The sequence below is a fragment of the Flavobacterium cerinum genome, assembly GCF_024496085.1.
Taxonomy (GTDB): Bacteria; Bacteroidota; Bacteroidia; order Flavobacteriales; family Flavobacteriaceae; genus Flavobacterium; species Flavobacterium cerinum_A.
Map to the genome: position 1 here is coordinate 1,209,059 of NZ_CP101751.1, position 24,872 is coordinate 1,233,930.

Genomic DNA, 24,872 nt, shown 5'->3' on the forward strand with positions numbered 1-24,872 from the left:
GTTAGATACTATTGGTAGTATTAATTCCCGAAAGGTACCAATAAATTTATTTTTTTTCAATGATAAAAATAGTGTTCTGTTCGCCGAATACCCGTTCGGAATGAATACTTGTCATTTTGAGATCATTTCGGGTGGCGATTGCACGGATGGAAGTAAGATCACAATCTTCTGAGAGGATCATATACGTTTTGTTGATTGCCGACAAATATTCCGGAAGTTGATGAAAAAGGCGTTCGAAATAATCAAAGTTCTCACCGCAAAACCAGGCTTTCTCTGCTGTATTTTGTGGGTTTTTAGGATAATAAGGCGGATTTATAATGATATAATCGAATGTCCGGTTTTTAAATTCGCTGAAAAGATCGGAATATACGATCGATAGGGAAACATGATTGGCAACGGCATTTTGTTGTAATGCTTCAAGTGCTGTTTCGTTAATGTCGGAAGCGATGACTTGTGCTTCTTTTTGTGCTGCCAGTATGGAGATAATACCGCAACCGCAACCCAGTTCGAGAAAACTTTTGTTTTGCAAAGGCAACGGTTCGATAAATTGCAATAACAATTTGGTGCTGATTGTAATGAAAGGAGGAAATACGCCCGGTTCAACCCGAACACTGATGTTTTTATAACGGTATTTCCGAGGTTTTGATAAGTATAATGCGCTGCCTTTTTTTAGTAGCGGACTGATAATTCGTTGGATTAGCTTTCTCATTACTCGGAATAAAATCCTTCAATTTCAGGTTGGCGGTATCTCCAGATTTTATGCAATGCCTTAATTTCATAAGGATATTGATAAAAACCGGTTTTATAACGCAATCCCGATAGGGTTTGTAATACAGTCCTTTTAAGTCCCCTTATTCTGAAATCGGATACAGTGGGATAGTAGCCGTTTAAAACGGTTTCAAAATTTTTGATGGTATCGATCATATAAGGTTTTAACCACGGTGTGATCGGATTTTTGCGTAAGTCAAAGTTCTCCCAACTCGGTGAAATCCAATCTTCCAGATGTTCCGGAAATGAAAAACCGGCATCCAGTATTTGCTGGTATAATTCGGAACCTTCCGTTGGTACCGGGCTGTATAAATAAATGATAATTTCGGCTTTCGGATTGATTGTTTTAATCTCACGAATAAAATTAATATCCCATACAATCTGATCGTAAACTTCTTTTTCAGTAGCCGCGGGCATACCTAATACAAACGAAAGTTCGGGTACGATATCGACGTTTTTCATTCGCAATACAAAGTCTTTGATCATTTGTCCGGACTGTGTACCGCCTTTGTTCATTTGTTTTAGGATATTGTCGTTTCCGGTTTCGGCGCCTAAAAAAATCATTTTGCAACCGGCTTTGCGCATCAGTCGGAGTTCATCGTCTGAATACATATTGATCGTGTCAATCCGACCTTCGCCCCAATAACTGATATTGTCATTTAAGATCAGTTCCGAAAATTCCAGAACTCTCTTTTTTGAAGTGAAAAAATTGTTGTCGTGGAATTCGATAGCATCGATATTGTACTTTTTCTTGAAATAGTGCACATCTTCATAAATTCTTTTGGCCGACATGCCTTTCCATCGGGCATTATAAATCGGTACAACGGCACAAAAGGAACAGGAAAAAGGACAACCCATGCTGGAATGATAGGAAAGTGTTTTACTTCCCATAAAAGTTTTGGCCAGGTAATTTCGAACCGGGTAAAACTGGTTTAGGTATTCGTACGGAAATTTAGGAAGTGTATCCTGATCCAGTAACGCTTCGGTTGGTGTTTTGGTAATGGTATTGTCCGGTTTTTTATAAATCAGATTTTTGATCAATACGATTTGCTCCGGTTCGTTGTTTTCTAAAGCATTTAAAAGTGCCGGAAATGTATTGTCACCGGGACCATTGATGATATAATCCACATAACCGGAATTCAATGCCACTTTATATTGATTGGAAGCAAAGTAACCGCCCCATATAGTAATGGTTTCCGGATATTGCTCTTTTATTTTTTTTGTAAACGGAATAGCTTGTTTGAGTTGCGGACCGGGCATTACAGTAGATCCGAAATAACCGAATTCGCCCGTCGCCAGATATTTTTCGATGGTTTGCCACGGATCAGTTTCCAGATTACCGTCAACAAATACATAATCGTAAATGCCGTGAATCGAAGCGCCTACCTGTAAGATGGAGTTCGGAATCCGATGCTTACTGTTAGCACTTCTGGGATTGAATAATATGACTTTATTCTTTTTCAAATTTTAATAATGAAGGTTTAACTGTAAGTATTAACTGAACCAATTGCGCTATAGCTGAACCGAATAAGGCCCCGCTCATTCCATAGTTTAAATATACTAATATTGTCGATATAATAGTATTGATCAAAGTTCCTGTCAATAAAATTTTTATCACGGTTTTTTCCCGATGATTTTTAAAGAGTTCTACGATCTTAATTCCATAGACAAATGACGGATAAACATAAAAAAATGCAATGCTGTAAAACCAGAAAGAGAATTGTGTTTTCAGGTAAAAAACAGTTATCAGATGAATGAAAAGTAATCCGATCGGGACTAGAAATAATCCCAATAAAGAGAGCTGCTTCTGAATTTTAGCAACGGTAGTTTTGTTGTTCCGGTAAATATTCTTTGTAAACGGAGCATAAATAAATGCGGCAACCGACATGGCAAAAACCAGTAAACTATTTAGTACCTGATAATTGGCAACAATGGTTCGGTTTTCAAAATAATCGATTATATAAACATCGATTTTTGAGGTGAAAAAACCCAATATCGATAATACAAAAAACGGAAATGCCTGCTTAAAATAAGAGGTGTCCGTTTTCATGTTTTCGGCCGACAGGTATTTCTGGAATAATAGGAAGTAACCGGTTCCGCGGATAAACTGGTAAAAACTATAATTGACCAACAGGGAATAAATTCCGAAATCGTCTTTCAACAGATAAAAAGGGAGTAGGAAAACGAAGAAGCTGGCTGTTTCAATCAGGATAGAAGCGTTGAACTTTTTTTCATAAATAACCAATGCTTCGGTCGAGTGGTTGAAATAACGCCCCAATATCCAGATAAAAATGTAAAATGTATACGAAAGCGGAAACAGCAAAAGACTTCCAATCGTAAATAAAAATACTAGCGGTAAACGGGAGTATAAGATACGGGAATAGTTCTTTTTGATTTTATTCGGCAGCAGGCTAAACAAGCGTAACATATATTCTTTATTGCCCCAGTTGATGACCTGAACGGCAAACAATGTGTACAATAAGATGGAAACAAAGCTGCCCCAGATTTCTTTCTGCGAAAAATGGATTACCAGAAAAGGAATGGCCATGCCAAATACCGATACAATAAGCTGACGTATTGTATTACCGGAAATGTGGGCGATTCTGTTGCGGTTTTTTGTTCTCAATGAATGGTGCTTTTTCGTAACGTATAAAACCCGATACCACGATCGTAATCCGACAAATACAACAAGGTTTGCCGATCTAATACGATTGCTTTTCGCTTATGATCTGATCCGAAAGTTTGCTGTTTGTTGTTGTAAAATATTTGGTTGTTTTGAATAAGGGCTTCCGATTGTTTTACTTCCGGAAGAGGAATGGTTGCGGAATGTTCTCCGTTTTCATCCCGAAAAAAATAACGAAGCTGATCATCGGAAACGGTATAATCATAAATGAGGATGGGACTGTCTTTTGGAAGAATAGGCGTGCTGTTGTCTTTGGTTTGAAGATAAAAGCCACTGATGCCAATCAAAACGGAAAATACCGGAATCCAGATGCTTTTTTTCCACGGAATGCTGTTGCGAATACTGCTGAGATACCACACTGAAAATGCAATAACAAATGCCATTCGCAGATAGGAAACCGGAAAAGTCTTTGTGATCAGTATCGATATTGGGATATTACAGCTTATAAAGAGCAATAACAGAACCATTGTTTTTGCGGGTAATGATCCGGGTTGTTTGACCAGATAAAGAAACGGGAATAACAACAGGATAAAGGTGTACGTACTCCCATAAGGCGACACGAGTATTGCAGCTATAATCCAATAGGAAAAAGCAAATAGTTTATTTTGATCATTCTTAGTGATGCAATAACCGATAAAAAGTAAGCTCAGTTTAAATGCTGTTAACAGTGTTTTAAAAAGCAATGGACTGTCGAATACCGGGTTTTGATTTTCAATCGGATCAAAAATAAAAAGACGTTTAAGGAACATATGAACCGATTGGTAATTGTCGACAAAAGCGGTGGCAATTTCACCGTTGGAAGCTTTTGGAAAAACGTCCCGTAAAAAGAAAATCCATATTTCAATTCCGTTTGTCAAAACGGATAACAGTGTAAAACCGAAACAAAAACCGATAAGTAATAAAGCGGCTTTATAATTTTTTCGGAAGAGAAGAAAAAGAATAAGAATAGCCGGAAATATTTTAATCAGTATAGCAAGGCTCCAAAATAATGCCATTGGCGTGAAGCGTTTTCTTTCGTAAGCGAGCCAGCCTTCGGCCAACAGGAAAAAGAGTAGAAAATACAATTGTCCGAACAACAGGTTGTTTTTTATCGGTATAAAAAAGAGAACGGGAAGGACAATCAGGTAAACGGGCTTGATCGTATAAAAGCGGAAAATCCGACTCAAACTGTATAGAAATAAAACGCAACTGATGAGGTTAAAAACAAGTTTGGCTGTAAATGGGTTTACAAAATGAAACGGATAGAAAAGCAGCGTCAAAAACGGTGTGTTCGGTGCAAAACTGGTAAAAACGGAAGTGTAACCTAGCGTAGCAATCTCCCGGTTAAAAATATCGGGAAAATACAAATCCGATGTAAAATGACCTTCTGAAAAAAAATACCCGCCAAAATAGTAATTCGCAAAATCATGCAAAACAAAACCGGTTGCCTGATAGACGTAAAAACCGCACAGCGCAATTATCGGGAACAAAGGATAATAGGTTTTAAACAGTTGTTTCATAGCTTGAAAATAAAGCAAGGTTTTGAAAGGTATCTTTCAAAGATACGTGAAAACAGCTAATTCGGATACATAACTGCGTTATAGGTTGAACGAAGAAAAAGGATTCCGTGTTTTTTCAATTTTATATTGATAAAAGTATTATTTTTTCCATTTCAAAACTGAAAGAAAAATAATGCTTTTTTAGTATTGCTGGTTTTATTGAATTAATATTGTTTTTAGAATTAATAAAAAAATTATGAACGAAAATTTACTACAGCATACCGAAAAACCCGCAGTGTTGGTATTTTATCTGTCGGAATTCTTTGAAATGTATGGAATGTCGGTTTCAAACGTATCACAAACGGTTTATGATTCCCCTTTCTATATTTATGACCGATCACTCAAAGGGAAAGGGCCGAAATTTGTGGATGAAATAGACATCAGCGATGAAGATTTTCAGGCCGGTTTTGCGATACTTAGTACCATTTGGACCGAATATGTGGCGCCATCGGATACGCCCGGTTTTTCCCGTATTTTTAAAATAACGACAGATGCTGATAGTGATGATTTCTACGTAGAGTCGACTTACGGTTTTGCTCCCGGCTATGATATGAATGCTGCAATTGAGACGATCACGAAGCAAAATTTCGACGTAATCCGATGGGATGAATTTTGGGACGAGGATTTTGAAGAATGATGTCGGAACCGTTTTTTACAATCCGGAAAACAGCTTAAATGAAAACAATCTTGTTTTTTGCAGTGCATAACTCAAAGAGACGCGTAAAACACCCAATCCGTAAACAATACTGCGTTGCAGGTTGATGGAAGAAGCGTCTTCAAAATAATGCGTCGGACAAGATACTTCACCGATACGCGCGTTCTGATAACAACATTGCGCGAGAATTTCATTATCAAATACAAAATCGTCGGAATTGTTTTCAAAAGGAATCTGCTGTAAAACCGAAGCTTTAAAACAACGGTAACCGGTATGGTATTCCGATAATTTCTGGTTCATCATCAGATTCTGAAAAAAGGTCAACAGCCGGTTGGCAATATATTTATAAACCGGCATTCCGTTTTGTAAAGCGCCTTTTCCTAATATTCGGGAACCTAATACAACATCGTATAAATCCGTCACCACCATATTGATCATGGAAGGAATCAGTTTCGGTGTGTATTGGTAATCCGGGTGTAGCATAATGATGATATCCGCATTTAGCTCCAATGCTTTTTTATAGCAGCTTTTCTGATTCGCACCATAACCCTTATTCCGATCGTGTGCAATGATATGACGGATTCCTAGTTTTTGTGCAACGGAAATGGTATCGTCTTTACTGAAATCATCGGTTAGGATAACATCATCCACCAGATCAAAAGGAATTTCGTTATAGGTTCTTTCGATCGTTTTTCCGGCATTGTAAGCAGGAAGTACAACTATTATTTTTTGATTGTTTACCATGGTTAATTCAGATGATTGACTTCGGTTTGTGACTGTTCCCGTACATGATCCGAAACGGTTAAACCCTGAAACGGTGCGCGTGATTCGATATCTTTTCGATGATAAAGATTACCTAAAAAGGGAAATTCATCATAAATGTGTGTCGGTAATCCGGCCAGTCGGTTTTGAACATCAGCCAAAGGAAGATTCCATTCCCGACTTAAACGTTCGGCGGAAGGTTCCATAAACGAAATGTACAATAATTCGGTTAGGGTATGCTGTTGTGTTTGCGAAAAATCGACACCTATTGGAAGGTTGTTTTTTAAGGTGTTATGCGAAGTCCGGAAATCCAAAAGCCGATCCCGGAAATCAGTATACGGCAGGAAACCGTTGTGATTATTCTGAACGGTAAACAACGGCTGAATGGACGATTCATGGCACCACATGCATTTAGCAGGTTTGCCGGCATTGGAATGGGTTGCGTCGGCATTGTTTTTTCGGATACCATTAGCATCAAAAATACCAAATCGAAGTTGTCCGTTTTCCATAAGTTCTATTGTCTCATATTCGAAAACAGTTCCGTCTGCCGGATTAATCTCGGTCGATAAAAACAGTTGATTCAGACCGTTTGGTTCGGAAAACCGGATAATGCGATGTTCTAATGATACTCCGGAATTATCGACATAGCCTTTTTCGGGTTTTAAAGTATATTGATTCATCAGGACATCCAATTGTTCCGGTACGCCGGTAAGCGCATAATAGTGTTCGGAAGCACCTAAAAGTAAGGTTACATAACGTCCTAAATCGATTGTACCCTGTGATTGATATTCCTGTGAGTTTTTTATTTTATCGTGTAACCGATTCAATTGTAATTGTGCTTTTTCGGATAAACCGACAGCTTTCGCGTTAATATAAATCCGATCTCCGTTACTGTAAACACCCGATACATCAGCGGGTAATTTTGCTCCGATATAAGATAAAGCCCATTTTAATCCGATCAATGATTGGTGAATGTCATCATTATCATACGCCTTATTCCATTTTAAAACAACGGAATTATCTTCCTTTACGACCAGATCGGAATAGGAATCGTTAACACAGGCGGTAAGTATCAGACTAAAAACGAGCAATAGTTTTTTCATGCGGTATTGATTTTGCCGAATTGCGGATAACCCGGTAAATATAATAATTGGTATTGCGTACAATACAAGGTTCTAAATGAGTCAGTTTTTTTAAAAGGATAGTAGGATTAGTAGGCTGAGCAAGATTTCGTGCGGATAAAAACAGAAAATCGGCGGTTTTCTGGCTATGCGCTTCCAGTAAAGCAATCAGTTGTTCGTCGGACAGATCGGTTTTACACTGTAATCCCCAGTTACAAAATCCTTGCTGACTATCGGTACAGAGGAAAAAGGGACGTTGTTTCAGATAAGGAGCGATAATGGTACCTTCACAGAATAGAGTAACCGTTTCCAGATCAGACAAACGATGTTGTGTGAGATAGGCGGCAACCTGTTTTCCGGATGAAAACGGTTTTTGGTAATCATAGTAATAAGCCAGTAATCCGCTACAGAATTGAATGAATAACAAAGCGTAAATACTGATTTTTCGGGCAAAATCCACATTGATGTTATTCCGACCAAAACGTACATGATGATGGTCAATCCATAGAGCAGCTATAATAATGATATAGTTGATACCGTAATAACGGGTAGCGCCCAATTGCGTGATAAAGAAAAAACACTGAACACCAAACAGAGCGGTGTAAGTAAAAATAAGTGTGGTTTTTCGTTTGTAAAACAATAATAGCGGAAGCGCATAAAGCAGTAACCCGATGATAGCCGATAATGGTTTACTAAGATTAACCAAAAGATTGGAATTCCAAAAATGAATAGTCCTGAAATCCGGAATGTTAATCAGTCCTTTAAAAAGAGAAATAAAACCTTTACTAAAACGTTCGTGTATTGGTATTTCCTGTATTTGTCCGAAAAAAGAACTGTTTATAGAAGGCCATAATTGTATGAGCAGTAGCGCAAAACCTAAAATAAAAATTGTAAAACCGAGTGAATACCGCAACATCCTTTTTTTGTTTTCATATACGAAAGTGAGCATCAGAGCAAGACTGATTACTGTAAACATCAGGTGAATATTAGCAGAAAGCACCAGAAACAAGGCATAAAGAGGGAATTTTTTTCTTCGCTGATCGTATAAACCTAAAGCCAGAAAGAGGAATAATAATCCCAATATATAATTCCTGCTGATGAGGTTGTATTCAAACAACATAAAATATCCGAAAACAAATAACACTTTAAAGAGTGATGAAAAAGGGGATTTGCGAAGAAAAATACCGACAGTAAGAGTGGATAAAACAATATGAAGCAGTTGCATCCAGAAAGGATTATCGGTAATTCGGGTTAACAGAAACAGCAGGATATTCCAAAGCATCGGATGGCCTTCGTGTTGCATGTTGGTTAGTAATTCGGAAAAAGAATGACTATCGAGAGCCAGTAACCAGTGATGCGCTTCATCAAGCCAGAGTTCATGATGCAGTATGCCCAACAAGCTCATCGCAAAATAGAGCAATACGATAAAAACGAAATTTTTATTTTCAACTGCGTTTATCATGTGTCAATTTATTTACTAATCAACATCAGACCACTGGCCAGAATAGATTTGGTTTTTAACTTTACTATTTTCAGCAAATCCCGGTTGTCCGTTTTGATTCGTTCGCGGTAAAATTCTACTTCATTGACCACTTTACTAACCGCATAATCGTAAAACTTACGGGAATAGGTTCTTTTAAAATCGATCTGACGATCTGTTGAGGTTTCCCAATCCGGTTTTATTGTGATTTTGCTTTCTACTTCATCATATAATGAGGTTCCTTTAATCGGATAAGCAACTGTAATGGTATATTCTGTCGGGTTGGCTTCTTTTAAATATTGTATCGTTTTGTTAATGTCGTCTTCGTTCTCACCCGGATAGCCCACCATAATAAATGTTCCGGTTTCAATTCCCAAGGCGTTTGTTTTCTGAATGGCTTGCTTTACGACTGTTACGTCTACACGGCGATCCATCAGGTCGATAATTTTTTGGGAACCGCTTTCAGCACCGATCCAAATCCGATAACATCCGGCTTCTTTTAAAAGTTGCAGGATGGCATCGTTAAGTCTTTCAGCACGTGTGATACATTCAAACGGAATTTGTGCATTTTGTTCCAGAACTTCTTTGTGGAACTCTGTCAGCCATTTATGACTTACCGTAAATACATCGTCTACAAACCAGATCGTATCCGGTTGATATTGTTTTTTTAATAATGCCATTTCTGCGGCTACCTGTTGGGCCGGTCTCCTACGGTAACTCTGTCCGTATACGGCTGTGCTACACCATTTGCAAGTATAAGGACATCCGCGCTGTGTAGAGATAGTCATCGAGCTTTTACCATGGTTCACTTTCCAGGTTTGCAGGTATTTTTCGATCGGAACGGCGCTGCGATTGGGTAACGGAAGCTCGTCAAGTTCTCTAAACTTTGTTCGTGCGGGTGTTTTGATCAGTTTGCCGTTTTCTAAAAAAGCAATACCGTCAACAGTAGTATGATCTTCTTTTTGAATCAGAGCCCGGTACAATTGATAGGTGGTCTCTTCACCTTCACCGATAATGATAAAATCGGCTCCGGTATTCAGGTAATTGTCACAGTTATAAGTAACATCCGGTCCGCCGAGTATAATTTTCGGAAAACCGTAATGGCTATCTGATTTTAATATTTTAATTAACCGAATCACCTCGATTTTGGTCATCAGATTCGTATATATTGCAATGACTTCCGGCTTCATTTCGGCAATAAATGCCAATTGTTCCTTTTGGGAATAAAACGTACTGTCGTAGACTTCATTCGGAATGTTCCGTTCCAGTAAATAAGCTGAAATATAGAGCAGACCCAATGGCGGATAAGGCTTCATGATCTTGAGCTCTTTCGGATCGTCCGAAATATAATATCCGTGTGTCAGCAGTATACTCATCTCTTTTTTAATGCAATAAAATAATGGTCGGAGTAACGCGAAAGGAATCGAATATTTCGAATTTTATTTTCAAGGAATTCCAGGATTGCAGCCAAACGCTTTTTATCCTTTAAGAAAGGTTCCAGATAAGAGGGCGGTATAAAAAAACCAACAGGGGCTATTCGGGTAACGGTAAAATAGCGTTGTGCCATCCGTTGTATGGCTGCCGGATTGTAATAATAAGTCGGAATAGCTTCACCGTCAATAGTAACGATTACTTTTTGTTGTTTTCTTCGGAATATTTCACGCCATTTTCCTTTGGCTAAAAAATAAACCTGCTCCCATATAGTGTGCTTCGGCATGATTACTAAAAGTAATTGTCCGTTATTTGACAGAAGTTGTCCTGAATTTAGAAAGAAAGCTTCCAGTTCGGTTTCGGAAAGACAATTTAATCCGCCGAAATCAGAAAAAATAACATCAAAATTAGTATCAGGGAAAACAGCGGTAAGGGTATTGATATCGGCCTGACGAAATGTAATCTTTCCGTCCGGATCTTTTTTTCGGGCTACGGAAATCATCTGTTCTGATAAATCGGTAGCGGTTACCTGGTAGCCTTTTTCGGACAGCCAAATCGCATCTTCTCCGGTACCACAGTTAATTTCCAGAATATGATTAACCGGGTTGCTGTTCAGGCAATCCGTTAAATGAGTATAGACTATATCGCGTTGCAATTTGCCAATTACCGTGTGGGTAAAAGTTTGATCATAAACCGGAGCTACTATGTCAAACGGTGCGTTCATGATTGTTGTAATTCTTTTATTTTATAACGGTCGATCTGAACACTGGGTATATAATAACCCAGTTTTGCGATTGCTTTTAGTTTGTTTCCGCTGACCGGTTCCCGAAACAGATTGCGGAGAAAATAAATTCCCTGACTGATACGATATTCTTTATGAACCAGTCGTTGCAGTTTTCGGTAATAGGCCGACGAATAGGTGCCGTGAAACATCATGTCCAGATCGTCTGAATCAGTCCAATTCGATTTTAATTGTAAATCTTCTTTCACCTTATCGTAAAACTTGGTGCCGGGTAGCGGATACGAAACCGATATCCCGATATTATCCGGAAGCAATTCTTTTACCATAGCAATGGTTTTTTGAATATCTTCCTGATTTTCTGTAAGATAACCAAATTGAAGGAAAAAGGCAACTCTTACGTTTTTCTTTTTTAAAAGACGGGTAGCTTCATAAATCTGTGCAACCGTTGTGCCTTTATCCATCGCATCCAGAATTTTTTGCGAGGCACTTTCGGCACCAACCCATACTTCTTCGAGTCCGGAATGCGCCAGTACTGCAATAGTGTCTTCTTTTAGCAGTAAGTCGACCCGGCTTTGAATATAATAACGAATGGATAACTGCTGATCGTCTAACAATTGACCGAATTCCTGAACCCAGTTGGGTTTTAATCCGAAAATATCATCACACATCCAAAAACGGGATACGCCGAATGTAGTTTTCAGATAGGCGATTTGTTGGACAATATAGGCAGGAGAATGGGCATTATAACGATTTCCGTATATCGGTTTGGCACACCAGTTACATTTATACGGGCAACCGCGTGTTGTAGCAATATTAAGTGTAAACGGATAAGGACTTTTTTCCCAGATCGTTTTGTATGATTCGATATCAACCAAATCCCAGGCCGGTAAAGGAAGATCATCCAGGTTTTGAATAACGTTTCGCTTCGGATTGACCTGTATTTGTTGTGTTTCCGGATCAGTATAGATGATCCCGTTTATTCCGTTAACCGGATTTTTATTTTCTAATGTATGAATAAGTTCCAGCAGACTTTCTTCGCCTTCGCCTTTCAGGATATAATTCGCTCCTTTTTCAAGATATTTGGAATAATGATCGGTAGAATCGGAGCTGCAAACAATAACGGTGCAATTATGCTGTTTTCCGATGGCGATCATCTCAAAACAGGCTTCCCGCATTTTGGTCAGACACATTTTGGTCAGATAATTAAACCCGTCATCATAAATGATCAGATAACGAGGTTTTTGAGTAGTTAATTTTGCCGTAATTGTTTTCGGGCTATCCAACAGGTTGGTGTCGAATAAGTCTACAGTATATCCGTTTTCGCGTAATAAAGCCGCAGCATAAAGGGTTCCCAAAGGCGGAAAAGGCGTATGATTGTTCCACTGCTTCGGATCAAGTCTGTAATAATAAGAGTGCGAAAAAAGGATATCAGACATGTTCTTTAGTTAACTGTATACGGTGTGTGGCGTACAAAGCTTCGTATTTCCGGTTCAAAGCATCTATGATCTTTTTCTGGAAATTGGAAGGATGATGTTTCGATACTCTTTTTGAAGATTTGAAAGCAATTGAAAATTCGGAAGCCAGCTTTTTCTCGAATTTTAGTTTCCAAAACCGAAAAGTAGTTGAAAAGGTCAGTTTTTCTATCTGTTTACCAAAAGCACCGGATAAAAAACGTTCCAGTGTTTCGATACTTTTTTTCTTGCTAATGGGTTTAACGGTCGCAATATCTGTCATTATTTTATTCGGAAAAAAGGAGCGAACCCATTGATTGCTTTTATAAAAAGCATCCAGTTTTTCTTTTCCGTATAACGGAATTAAAGTTACGATTTCTGTAGCGGTAAAACGGTTTTTTTCTTCAATTTCAAGATTGTCGGCCGTAATAAAATAATTCATACAGAAATATTTCCTCGAATTAAAAAGAAACAGCTTTTTATAAAGAATCAGGAAAGCCCGGCAGGTCCATAAATGTCCGGGTTTGGTGATGATAAAATAATCGACATCACTATCCTGATCAAAGTAACCTTTAGATAAAGATCCGGATATAGCTACTCCTTCTACAAAAGGAAACCACGAACTAATAAAACGCGCTTTTTCCCGTGCTTTTTCGAGAGCTTTTATGGCATTCTTGTTACCGGTTTCTCTGCGATTAATATGTTCGCTGGTCAGATCAATATGATAATAGCAATCGGTTTTGGTAATAATGCCTTGCTGTAAAGCGGATTCTATTTCGAGATCAAAATCCGTTCTGTTCTCGTGTTCGGAGAAAGAATAGAGTTCGTCTAATTTTAAAGGATGATTAAAAATAGAGAAATAAAGAATCGGCTTTAATATCTTCAAAACAAAAGATTTTGCTATTAATAAAAGGTCAGCTTGGACATTTTAAAATTAGCAAAATCTTTGAATTGATATTAAAATTTTAAAATTATGATACTAAAAAGTATAACAAATTGTTTTTTAAATGATTAGTGAGCTTGAAGCCAGTCTTTTCCGTGACCGAGCTCCACTTCTAATGGCACATCCAGCTTAAAAGCCTGCTCCATTTCGTATTTCACCATCGGTTGAATTTTTTCCAACTCGCTGTTGTGAACATCAAAAACAAGCTCATCGTGTACCTGTAGTAACATTTTACTTTTCCAGTTTTCGGATAACATACGTTTATGAATATTAATCATTGCAATTTTAATGATGTCGGCAGCACTTCCCTGAATAGGAGCGTTAACCGCATTTCGTTCTGCTGCACCTCGTACTACTGCATTAGCCGAATTGATATCTTTCAGATAACGACGGCGCCCCAAAACGGTTTGTACATAACCGTGTTCGCGTGCAAATTCCATCTGTTCCTGAATATAGGCTTTTAATCGCGGATAAGTCTGATAGTAGGTGTCGATTAATTCTTTACTCTCTGATCGGCTTAACGAGGTCTGATTGCTCAACCCGAAAGCAGAAACCCCGTAAATGATTCCGAAGTTTACTGTTTTAGCATGGCTACGTTGTTCGCGGGTTACGGCTTCCAACGGAACATTAAATACTTTGGCTGCTGTAGAAGCGTGAATGTCTTCGTTATTCTGGAATGACTTAATCATATTCGGTTCACCGCTTAATGCTGCAATGATACGAAGTTCAATCTGAGAGTAATCGGCAGAAAGTAACGTGTAGTTTTCATCACGGGCGATAAAGGCTTTACGAATCTGACGTCCTCTTTCGGTACGAATCGGAATATTTTGCAGGTTCGGATTATTGGAACTCAATCGGCCGGTAGCGGCTACTGTTTGCATATAATCCGTGTGAACCCGTTGTGTTACTTTATCAACCTGAGTCGGTAAGGCATCGATATACGTGTTTTTTAACTTAACCAACTGACGCCAGTCCAAAATGCTTTGTACAATTTCATGCTCGTTGGCCAGATAGCTTAACACTTCTTCACCGGTAGCATATTGTCCGGTTTTTGTCTTTTTTTGTTTTGCTCCTCCGATTTTTAATTTCTCAAAAAGGATGTCTCCTAATTGTTTCGGTGAGGCAAGATTGAATTTTTCTCCTGCAATTTCGTAAATTTTGTCTTCAAAAGTTTTGATCTCGCTGTCCATATCTTTGGATAACGATTTCAGAAAATCAACATCTAAACGAATGCCTTCCCGTTCCATATCGGCCAAAACCGTTACTAATGGGATCTCGATATCTTCAAATAATTTTTTGGTACCGGTATTGTCCAGTTTTTGGGAGAATAATTCCTTTAATTGTAGCGTTATGTCTGCATCTTCAACAGCATATTCTTTGATGTCTTCCAAAGCAACATCCCGCATTGACTTCTGGTTTTTTCCTTTTTTACCGATTAAGGTTTCAATCGGTTTAGGTGAATATTTTAAGTAGGTTTCCGACAAAACATCCATATTGTGACGCATATCCGGATTGATCAGGTAATGCGCAATCATCGTATCAAAAAGTTTACCTTTTACCGTGATTCCGTAATTAGCCAGTACTTTCAGGTCGTATTTCAGGTTTTGCCCGATCTTCAGGATGGTTTCATTTTGAAAGAAAGGAAGGAGTTTTTCAAGTAAAACTTTGGCTTCTTCCTGACTTTCCGGAAACGGAACATAAAACCCTTTTCCTTTTTCAAATGAAAACGCAATTCCAACCAGTTCCGCATGCAATGCATCCAGTCCGGTCGTTTCGGTGTCAAAACAAACTTCCTGTTGTTGAAGCAGGTTTTGCACTAATAATCGGATTCCAAGATCACCCTGTACGATCTGATAGTTATGTGCTGTATTTTCTAAAGTGTCATAAAAACCGTTATGTGTGGCGGTTTCTGATTGTGCTTCTTCTCCGAAAAGCGAAAACTGGTCCTCGTTTTTGGCAGTTTTTCGGGTTTTGGAAACTGTTGAAGCAGAAGGTTCAAGGTTATTGGTGTTGATTTCGTCAAATTCGGCTCCGCCGGAGAAAAGTTTATCGAACTGCTCTTTCATTCTACGGAATTCCAATTCCTGGAAGATGGCTTCCGTCTTCTCAACATCCGGTCGGGATAATTCAAAGTCTTTTGCATCAAACTGTACCGGACAATCCAATAATATAGTGGCCAGCGTTTTGGATAAAAGTCCCTTTTCGACATTCGCCTCAATGTTTTCTTTCATTTTTCCTTTTAGCTCGTGTGTGTTGGCTAAAAGGTTTTCCATCGAACCGTATTCTTTTAATAATTTTTTTGCCGTCTTTTCACCTACACCCGGTAGTCCCGGGATATTATCGACAGCATCTCCCATCATTCCCAAAAAGTCGATAACCTGTTCCGGACGTTCGATTTCGAATTTTTCCAAAACCTGCGGTACGCCCCAGATTTCAATATCATTTCCCATACGTGCCGGACGATACATAAAAATATTATCGGATACCAATTGCGCAAAATCCTTATCCGGAGTTACCATATAAACGGTATATCCTTCTTTTTCGGCCTGTTTGGCCAAAGTCCCGATAAGATCATCGGCTTCATAACCGGGTAATTCCATAATCGGAATATGCATGGCTCTCAGAATTTCCTGAATATAAGGAACGGCAATTTTTATAGCTTCCGGTGTTTCATCGCGATTGGCTTTGTATTCCGGGTATAACTGGTTTCTGAGATCACTGCCGCCTTTATCGAAAGCAACAGCCAGATAACCGGGTTTTTCTCTTTTAATAACATCCATCAGGGAATTCATAAAACCCATTACTGCGGAAGTATCTAATCCTTTGGAATTGATTCGGGGGTTTTTAATAAATGCATAATACCCGCGAAAAATCAATGCATAGGCATCAAGGAGAAAAAGGCGTTTTTGTTGTGACATGATATCTGATATTTGAATGTAAAAATAAGGAATCCGATATTGATACGACTTAAATTCGGACGGAAAATTATGCTCCGTTACGTCGGATGATTGTGTTTATTCTGTAAATTTAGTTGATTTTTATCCGGTTACGCTATGAATATTATTATCGTTGAGGATCATGACGAATTGGCCCGGGAAATGGAAACGTTCCTTTCCGGCTCGGGTTATCGATGTAAAGTGAAAAGAAGTTGCCGGGAAACTTTGGAAGAAATCGACCGGAATACATACGATTTGATGTTGCTGGATCTCGGATTACCGGATGGTGACGGACTGGATTTGTTAAATGCCGTTCGGAGAGAACAAAATAAAATGGGCGTAATTGTTATAACGGCAAGAGGGGAACTGGACGACCGGATCAACGGATTTCAACTGGGAGCCGACGATTATCTGACAAAACCTTTTGCCTTAACGGAATTGGGAGCCCGGATTTTTGCCGTGATTCGAAGGATGCATGGTTTTGTTGTGAATGAACTCCGAATTCATGGTTTTACGATTCAGTTGCAGGACTATAAAGTGACGTATGGTGACAAAGCGGTCGGACTTACCAAAAAGGAGTTTGATGTTTTTCAGTATTTGGTTCTTAATAAAAATAGGGTGGTGACCCGTTTACAATTAACTGAACATATATGGGGTGATGTTCTGGAATTAAATTCCGATTCTAATTTTATAGATGTACATGTTCGTAACCTGAGAAAAAAACTGGAACTGCATGAAAAACTGGATTGGTTTGAAACGGTTCGGAATGTCGGTTATCGTATAAACGAATAAGAGATGAAATTCAAACATCAGGTTGCCGTTTTTAGTATTCTTACCCGAATTGTATTGATCGTGGTACTTTGGTTTGTATTACCTGTATTGGTCGAAAAAGTTGTTTTTCGGCATATTACTACCAGCTTGTTGGAAAAGCGGGAAAAATTTATCCGTCATCTCGATAAGGATGAGATCAATGAATTTCTGTCGAATAATGATTTGGACGATACCTACGCCAGTTTCTCGAAATTGCACAGTGAATTTTTACAGTTATCAAGGCTGCCGGACGATAAAGTAACGGAGTTTAAAACCGTTTTTGTGACGGAGCCCAGAATTATTGAGGACGAAGAAAACGAATACCGGATTTTACAGTACTCTTTTAAATATGAAGGAAAATCCTATTTGTTAGAAATCGGGAATAATCTGGCGCAGGTTAAGGATTTGTATTTTGTGATCCGTTTTTTTACCGTTGCCGTTTTGATCGGTTTGATACTATTGACTTTTTTGTTGGAAGCTTTTTATATTGATTATCTGCTTCGCCCGTTCTATAAAATAATTGACCGTAAGATACGACACATTGATGATCCGGAAACGTATAATAACGATACGATAAAGACCCATTCGGACGATTTTAAAGAATTGGATCAGGCATTGGATCAGATGATGGACAGAATGCTGGATGTGTTGCAAAAAGAAAAACAGTTTATCGCTAATGTATCACATGAACTATTAACGCCGATTGCGATTTTGAGAAGTCGGTTTGAGAATCTGTTGCAAAATGAATCGATTGACAATGACGGATTGGAAAAGATTGTCAGTTCACTAAAAACACTCGATAATCTGAAAAAGATTATCAATAATTTACTGTTGATTTCAAAAGTCGAAAACCATAAGTTTCAGGCTGATGAAACGATCGTGTTACAGGAATTACTAAATGAGTTGTTGGGGGAACTGGACGATAGAATTAAAGATAAAGAAATCACGGTTATATCAGAACTGAAACAGCAATACATTTTTAAAGGAAACCGAACACTGATGCATATTTTATTGTTTAATTTATTGGTGAATGCCTTAAAGTATAACAAAGAAGGCGGAAGCATCATTTTTACAGACGGATTCGAAGAAGGAAAATATTGGTTGGCCGTAACTGATACCGGAAAAGGTATTCCGGCAGATATGACAGCTACACTCTTCGATCGTTTTACACGAATCAATTTACAGGTCGAAGGGCAAGGACTAGGTTTGGCTATTGCTAATAGTATTGCGCGCTTTCACAATTGTAATATTACAGTTCGTTCTGTTGAAAATGCCGGAAGTACTTTTACAGTTCATTTTAAATTGCCGGAAAAGTGAATTAAATGTTAAAAAAAGAAAAAGGGCTAAATCTTCATTTTGTCTTCATTTTCAGAGAATAACTTTGACTCATAAATTAATCATTAAAACTTTGAAATCATGAAAAAATTAATGTTAGTTGCTGTGATGGTAGTGTCTACAGCAATGGCTTTCGCTCAAACAGAACCTGCAAAAACTGTTAAAACAAAAAAACATGAACATCATGCTAAAACAGAGGTAAAAGCAGAAGCAAAAAAAGGGGATGCCAAAATGGACAACCAAAAAATGAAAACCGAAAAAAAATAGTTGAAAAATAACAAGAGGCCGGTGATCTACCGGCCTCTTTTATTTCAGATGTTTCCTTACACCTTATTGTTTTACGATTTTTTGAGAGTAAGTTTCTCCGTTTTCGCTTTGTATTTGTATAATATAAATACCGTTAGCCATATTACTCATGTCGATTGTATTCGATTGAGTTGTTATTACTTGTTGACCTAATGCATTAAATAATTTTACTTTGATATCCGTTTGTTCTATTGCAATATTTACTATTGAACGTGTCGGATTCGGATAAACGTTGAATTTTGATTTCTGATTGTTATTTAAGCTTAATGTTGTACCAACTTTCATACAACGAACAGAAGCACCTTGTCCGCGTGGTCCTCCGGCAGAAGGATTGGTTATCGCATTACTGAAATAAAAGTTTTTTGCTCCGCTGGAACTCGTAGTACGGCTCCAGTAATAACCACGTTGTCCGGTAAAGTTAAAGCTTCCGGTAGTATCTCTGTTTCCGCCTACGGTTAATTTCAGATTACTGTCGAATGCTTTTGCCGGTGATGTAATCAATTCTTTCTCTACGATTGATTCCCAATCGGTCTGACTCGGCATTTTCCATCCTTCTCCTAAAGCACGACATGGATCACAACCATCTGTACTGGTTACCTCTGCGGGTGTAGCAGTACTCCAGGTATCGGTTAATTGATTTCCGTTCCACCATGCAGGAGTAGAAACATAATAATTCGGATTTCCGGCACCAATACCGGTTGGATTATTGTTTACCGGTGAAGTCGCTGTGGTTGAAGTACGTAACTGATGTCCGTCATCCCAACGTCCCCACTGGAATAAATCACCAAATGCGGTTTGATCGGTTGATGAGGTTGCAATAGCAGCACTACCTAAGTTTTGCTGAATCCAGATATTTCTGTCGGCTCCTCTAACGGTAGTATAAGTAACCGTTTGACCACGATACGTGAAAGTTACGCATCCTGTAGAACCGATAGCTTCTCCGGGTTCCTGATTGCATCCGCTGCTTGCTACGATTGTAAGAGAATAATCTTCTGTTTGACCGGCTCTTAAAGTCGTATCACAAGCATCATTAATACTGTTCGGCGCATTCGGATTGCTTAACGCTGCAACATTGGTATTCTTAATGATTCGCATTTTAGTTGCGCCGGCCGAGGCATTGGCCGGAATAGTGATATTGGCTGTAATTGTAGTTGCATTGGCCGGATTTGCAGGTGCTAATTGACCAATGTAGAAACTTTCTCCCGGATCATTAAAATTACCGTTTCGGTTTAAATCGATATATACCATTACATCACTAGGGAATGAACTGGATGGTCCTTTTACCGAAATCGGATAGGTTTGTCCTTGTGCTACTGTAGTGCTGATTGCAGTAAAATCTTCATAAACAGGCGTTGCTCCCGATTGAAACGGTGATGTATTATTGATTGTTCCGAAAGTTACATTGGTAATCATGTTACTGTCGGCATTATATTGATAAGCCGGAATACAGTTTTGTACGGAATTATTTGTGTATAATAGGGCTGTAGCAACATCATTTTCCTTATAGCCCATAAGGAAGATATCGGTGTCACCATCATTGTCATAATCAAAAACAAGTGCACGGGACATCGTAACGGGTGTTAATAAATTTGAATTTTCAACATCAATTGAGAAACCACCCGTACCGTTGTTTCGGTATAGTAACGCTTTGTTATCACCATCGGCATTAGATCCTAACGACAGGATATCCAGATGTCCGTCATTGTTGTAATCAACAAAACGAGAGCTGCCGTAATAAGTACCTATAAATTCAGCACCTGTTGGTATAAAATGAGCTGCCCCGTCATTTATATAAGCAGTAAGAACCGGTTCAAATGAGTCACTCATTCCGGATATTAATACATCCTGATGACCGTCACCATTGATGTCGGCTGTGTCAATTGACGAAAAATAAACATTTTGTAAACCGCTGTTGTGTCCGATGAATTCACCGTTCCCTTGATTTAAATAAAATTTAGTTTCCGGAACATAAGCATTGGTGTATCCTGTTACTAAAATGTCCGGAAGACCATCAGAATTGGCATCAAAGACTTTTACAGCGCTAAAGTAAGTTCCGGCAAGCTGAGCTGAAGAAATAGTAAATGTACCGGTATTGCCGGTTTGAAGGTAAATATTCGTCACTTTATCTCCGCTGTCCAACATTCCGTTAACCAGGATGTCCATATGACCATCCTTGTCAAAGTCGGCAATTTCAATAGCCCCGTAAATAGTAGGTTGGATATTGTCTACCGTAACTTTATTAAACGTATTGTTTCCGTTTCCGTAATAAATTTCGAAAACTTGTTCATCGGTATCGGTTCTGTTACCGGTAATAGCAAAATCAAGATGACCATCATTGTTCAGGTCTCCGGTTCCTATAGCGGAGTACATGATCTGAGTAAATGGAGTTGAGTTGACTTGTGTGTATATTCCGTCTTGAATTTGGTACAAAGCGGTATGACCGTCATAGCCCGGTAGTGCACCGGACACCAGAATTTCTTTCTTTCCATCGCCATTAAAGTCGGCTGCGACACAATCACCATAAAAAGCCCCGGTAAAAACGGAGTTACTTGGCGTAAGTAATTGTGCATTACAGTCTACCTGTGCTATAGAAAACAGAGTAAATAGTAAGTATATTTTCTTCATAATAGGTTTGAATAATTTATCAGCAAATATATTTATTTAGATTAAATAAAAATAAATGATTGTTTTTTTTGAATTTATTTGAAGTTTTTAGGAGCTGATGTTTGTGAATGCTGAAAAAATTAACGGAGGAATTATGATTGAAAAAAAAATAGCGATAATAATTTTAGAATGTTGAGATGCTTTGTTTAAAAATAACAACTATGGTATTTAGTGTTATTTTTTAAAGTGTCTGCGTTTTTTGATGGTGTAATAAGCACTGTAATAAGTGACTGCGTTTTTTGATAATTTATCGTAAGTGTTTAAGTTTTAAGAATAATTATTTTTTAATGTTAAATCTGTGTTTTTTTATATGTTAAAGTGGGTTTTTGGTGTTGTTTTTTAGGTGTGCTTGTATTAAATTCAGTTGCAATAAACAACTATCCCAAATTTATCTAGACATGAAAAGAATAACTATTACATTCTTTAGAAGTTTCCTGTTTCTTATATTATGCTTGAATGCGACTTTAAGTAATGCTCAGGTAGGAATAGGAACCACTACGCCAAATGCAAGCTCGCTTTTGGATTTGACCTCTACTTCAAAAGGGCTTTTAACGCCCAGGATGACAACGGCTCAAAGAACTGCTATAACAACTCCTGCAAATGGATTATTGGTGTATGATACGGATAATAAAGCCTACTATTATTATGACTTACCAACAACGACCTGGATTAAAATGCTGAGTGATACAGACCGAAGGCTAAATTTTAAAAGAATTAAATCGACAGATGTGCTGGCGACTGTTCTGGCAGATGAAGCTACTGCCGGCGGTGGAACTACCTATAAGCTAAATGCCAATACACTGTATGAAATTAATGGTGTGATCACATTGGATAAACCAATCGAACTGAACGGAGCTTATTTGGCCGGTTTGGATACAAATGATGACAGGATTGTCCGTACGGGAACGATGTTTACCGGCGCTACAGGCGGGAGTATACGGAACTTGACACTGTCGGCAACAGTAAGAGTTTTTGATCTGAACGGAACAACAAGTCAGAATCTGGTTTTTCGTGATTGTGTGGTTGTAAGCTCCGGAGCTGTGGGTGATATTAAAAATTTCGGTCTGGTATTTTTAAGTATTGTTCAGTTTGTTGGAAATACAACCGGGATTGCCTATGAAAATATTAACCAGCTTTTAATTAGCAATGTGGGTTGGCATGATACCAATTCCGGAACCTTCGAGACTTTTAGAGGTACATTTAATATGTTACAGCGAGCAGGTGGCTTTAGCGTGGTAAATTCCGGAAAAACGGGAATCGATGTGTCATCTAATCCTACAATAACAGGTGATGCGCTTTTAAAAGATGTGGTGTTTTATACAACAGGAACTGCAGGAACTTATGTAAAACGATATACAACGGGTAGTTATACCGGTTTTAATTTCGATAATCGATGGGTGGTGAACAGCTCCGGAATTCCGGTGGAAGGTGATGCGGTTTCAACCGGAAATATTTTCTACGACAGAACATTGACACAATCGGCGACTCCTCTGCCATCAACAACAGGAGTGAAACTGGATATACCGAATACGGCGAATAATAATCTGTATCGCTTTACTTCGTCCAATAACAGGCTGATCTATCAGGGACGAAAATCAAGAATATTTACCGTAAATGCTGCTGTCTCGTTTGGTGATATTACAGGATCTACCAATACTACTTATGTCTTTTATATTATGAAAATTCCCGCAGCCGGAGGAACTTCTGCAGTAACCGCTTCGGAAACTTTTATCGATACCAATGCGGGTTATGTACAGTCTTTTCCGGTTCAGGGAACAGTGATGCTGGACAGTGGTGATTCGATAGAGATATGGGTAAAACGACTTAATGGAGGGAATCAACCTTTTACAGTAAAGTCGTTCAGTGTTTCAATCCGATAAGCTATAGTTAAATTATTGCTAATGGAAATCCGTCGGTATGTGCTTTCTTTGTTACTTTGTCTATTAATTTAATGCGATGCGATTAGTTTTTATAGGCGTAATTTTATTGTTGGTGGAGTTGTATGCTTTTCAGGCATTTCGAACCATAACCAAAGAAAGATGGATATTGATAACGTACCAGGTAGTTAGCCTGGCAATATTTATTTATCTGATTTATTCCTTTTCGCAATTTGACCGAAGTGTAGGACAAACAAAACAAACGTTGTTTACAATGGGATTACTGTTAATAACACTAATCCCAAAACTGCTTATTGCTATTATTTTATTAGCAGAGGATGTTTACCGTTTATTTGCTACTACGATTAATTATTTTACTCAAGCGGATAATATCAAAGAAGCCATCCCGGAAAGGCGGAAGTTTGTAAGCCAGGTCGCACTTATGGTGGCTTTAATTCCTTTTACATCATTGTTATACGGAATGACAAAAGGAAAATATAATTTTAAAGTAATACGACAAACAATATTCTTCCCGGATCTTCCGGATAGTTTTGACGGAACGACCATTACTCAGATTTCGGATGTTCACAGCGGAAGTTTTGATGATCCGGAGAAGATCAGTTATGCGATTGATCTGATTAATGAACAAAAATCGGATATTATTCTGTTTACCGGCGATATTGTGAATACGCATGCCGATGAGATGCATCCGTGGGTGGATACATTTCGTAAAATTGATACACCGGCATTAGGTAAATATTCTGTTTTGGGGAATCATGACTACGGTGAATATATCGACTGGCCTTCGGAAAAAGCAAAAGAAGACAATTTTAAGGCGATTAAAGATTTGCACCGACAAATTGATTTTAAGCTGTTGCTGAACGAGCATGTAAAAATTAAAAAGGGAACAGATGAAATTGCGTTGGTAGGTGTGGAAAACTGGGGCGTTAAATTCAGGCAAGCGGGCGATTTACATAAAGCTTCGGAGGGATTGAGTCAAAAGGACTTTAAAATTCTGATGAGTCATGATCCGTCACATTGGGATGCTGAAGTGAAAAAACACGACAAACATTTTCATCTTACGCTGAGCGGGCATACACATGGCTTGCAGTTTGGAATTGAGATTCCGGGGCTAATTAAATGGAGTCCAATAGAATACGTATACAAACAATGGGCGGGACTTTACGAAGAAATGGGGAAATATATTTATGTGAACCGCGGATTCGGATTTCATGCTTATCCGGGCCGTGTCGGAATATGGCCGGAAATTACAGTTATCGAACTAAAAAAAGGCGAAAAAGTAGCGTAATTCGTTAAAAATGCTACATTTGTATAGATAATTGATCGTATAAAGCTTATTTAAAGATTTT

At 38.4% G+C, this 24,872-nt stretch carries 19 protein-coding genes; 6 read left to right on the forward strand and 13 right to left on the reverse strand.

Annotated elements, in window-relative coordinates; genetic code table 11:
• Positions 1-46: 46 nt before the first annotated feature.
• From NOX80_RS05445 to NOX80_RS05460, 4 genes are read right to left on the reverse strand one after another with little or no spacing between them, the layout of a single operon-like run.
• Positions 47-709 carry a methyltransferase gene (locus tag NOX80_RS05445; protein WP_256552303.1) on the reverse strand — a complete coding sequence of 221 codons (663 nt, stop codon included), beginning with the start codon at positions 707-709 and terminating at the stop codon, positions 47-49.
• Positions 709-2,232 carry a B12-binding domain-containing radical SAM protein gene (locus NOX80_RS05450; protein WP_256552304.1) on the reverse strand — a complete coding sequence of 508 codons (1,524 nt, stop codon included), beginning with the start codon at positions 2,230-2,232 and terminating at the stop codon, positions 709-711. Before NOX80_RS05450 ends, NOX80_RS05445 begins: the two co-directional genes overlap by 1 nt.
• Complete coding sequence (locus tag NOX80_RS05455; RefSeq protein WP_256552305.1) at positions 2,219-3,394, reverse strand: lipopolysaccharide biosynthesis protein; 1,176 nt, start codon at positions 3,392-3,394, stop codon at positions 2,219-2,221. Before NOX80_RS05455 ends, NOX80_RS05450 begins: the two co-directional genes overlap by 14 nt.
• Entirely contained in the window at positions 3,391-4,950 is a 1,560-nt protein-coding gene (locus tag NOX80_RS05460; RefSeq protein ID WP_256552306.1) for a glycosyltransferase family 87 protein, read from the reverse strand. The genes NOX80_RS05455 and NOX80_RS05460 overlap by 4 nt, the downstream gene beginning before the upstream one ends.
• 235 nt (positions 4,951-5,185) lie before the next feature.
• On the opposite strand from NOX80_RS05460, the gene NOX80_RS05465 reads away from it, so the two are divergent.
• Positions 5,186-5,626, forward strand: coding sequence for a hypothetical protein (locus NOX80_RS05465; protein WP_256552307.1), 441 nt, complete (start codon positions 5,186-5,188; stop codon positions 5,624-5,626).
• Positions 5,627-5,641: 15 nt separating this feature from the next.
• Here NOX80_RS05465 and NOX80_RS05470 read toward each other — a convergent pair whose 3' ends face one another.
• From NOX80_RS05470 to polA, 8 genes are all read right to left on the reverse strand, one after another.
• The gene (locus NOX80_RS05470; protein ID WP_256552308.1) at positions 5,642-6,388 is read right to left on the reverse strand and encodes a glycosyltransferase family 2 protein; all 747 of its coding nucleotides are present in this window, start codon (positions 6,386-6,388) and stop codon (positions 5,642-5,644) included.
• Between the two features lie 2 nt (positions 6,389-6,390).
• Complete coding sequence (locus NOX80_RS05475) at positions 6,391-7,509, reverse strand: hypothetical protein (RefSeq protein ID WP_256552309.1); 1,119 nt, start codon at positions 7,507-7,509, stop codon at positions 6,391-6,393.
• Complete coding sequence (locus NOX80_RS05480) at positions 7,484-8,989, reverse strand: hypothetical protein (protein WP_256552310.1); 1,506 nt, start codon at positions 8,987-8,989, stop codon at positions 7,484-7,486. Before NOX80_RS05480 ends, NOX80_RS05475 begins: the two co-directional genes overlap by 26 nt.
• A gap of 8 nt (positions 8,990-8,997) precedes the next feature.
• Entirely contained in the window at positions 8,998-10,383 is a 1,386-nt protein-coding gene (locus NOX80_RS05485; RefSeq protein WP_256552311.1) for a B12-binding domain-containing radical SAM protein, read from the reverse strand.
• Positions 10,380-11,162, reverse strand: coding sequence for a methyltransferase domain-containing protein (locus tag NOX80_RS05490; protein ID WP_256552312.1), 783 nt, complete (start codon positions 11,160-11,162; stop codon positions 10,380-10,382). Before NOX80_RS05490 ends, NOX80_RS05485 begins: the two co-directional genes overlap by 4 nt.
• Positions 11,159-12,616 carry a B12-binding domain-containing radical SAM protein gene (locus tag NOX80_RS05495; RefSeq protein ID WP_256552313.1) on the reverse strand — a complete coding sequence of 486 codons (1,458 nt, stop codon included), beginning with the start codon at positions 12,614-12,616 and terminating at the stop codon, positions 11,159-11,161. The genes NOX80_RS05490 and NOX80_RS05495 overlap by 4 nt, the downstream gene beginning before the upstream one ends.
• Complete coding sequence (locus tag NOX80_RS05500) at positions 12,609-13,517, reverse strand: nucleotidyltransferase domain-containing protein (protein ID WP_256552314.1); 909 nt, start codon at positions 13,515-13,517, stop codon at positions 12,609-12,611. Before NOX80_RS05500 ends, NOX80_RS05495 begins: the two co-directional genes overlap by 8 nt.
• Positions 13,518-13,642: 125 nt before the next feature.
• On the reverse strand, positions 13,643-16,492 hold the full coding sequence (gene polA / locus NOX80_RS05505; RefSeq protein WP_256552315.1) for a DNA polymerase I: 2,850 nt from the start codon (positions 16,490-16,492) through the stop codon (positions 13,643-13,645).
• Between the two features lie 135 nt (positions 16,493-16,627).
• Between polA and NOX80_RS05510 the strand changes: the two genes are divergently transcribed.
• From NOX80_RS05510 to NOX80_RS05520, 3 genes are all read left to right on the forward strand, one after another.
• The gene (locus tag NOX80_RS05510; RefSeq protein ID WP_256552316.1) at positions 16,628-17,302 is read left to right on the forward strand and encodes a response regulator transcription factor; all 675 of its coding nucleotides are present in this window, start codon (positions 16,628-16,630) and stop codon (positions 17,300-17,302) included.
• A 3-nt stretch (positions 17,303-17,305) separates the two neighbouring features.
• Positions 17,306-18,637: a sensor histidine kinase gene (locus tag NOX80_RS05515; RefSeq protein WP_256552317.1), complete on the forward strand. Its 1,332-nt coding sequence runs from the start codon at positions 17,306-17,308 to the stop codon at positions 18,635-18,637.
• 99 nt (positions 18,638-18,736) lie between these two features.
• Entirely contained in the window at positions 18,737-18,922 is a 186-nt protein-coding gene (locus tag NOX80_RS05520; RefSeq protein ID WP_256552318.1) for a hypothetical protein, read from the forward strand.
• Positions 18,923-18,985: 63 nt separating this feature from the next.
• On the opposite strand, the gene NOX80_RS05525 is transcribed toward NOX80_RS05520, so the two are convergent.
• Positions 18,986-21,586 carry an FG-GAP-like repeat-containing protein gene (locus NOX80_RS05525; RefSeq protein ID WP_256552319.1) on the reverse strand — a complete coding sequence of 867 codons (2,601 nt, stop codon included), beginning with the start codon at positions 21,584-21,586 and terminating at the stop codon, positions 18,986-18,988.
• Positions 21,587-22,023: 437 nt separating this feature from the next.
• Here NOX80_RS05525 and NOX80_RS05530 point away from each other — a divergent pair, with 437 nt between their 5' ends.
• Positions 22,024-23,505: a hypothetical protein gene (locus tag NOX80_RS05530; RefSeq protein ID WP_256552320.1), complete on the forward strand. Its 1,482-nt coding sequence runs from the start codon at positions 22,024-22,026 to the stop codon at positions 23,503-23,505.
• 76 nt (positions 23,506-23,581) lie between these two features.
• A complete protein-coding gene (locus NOX80_RS05535; RefSeq protein WP_256552321.1) occupies positions 23,582-24,811 on the forward strand; it encodes a metallophosphoesterase in 1,230 nt (409 codons plus the stop codon).
• Positions 24,812-24,872: the final 61 nt, after the last annotated feature.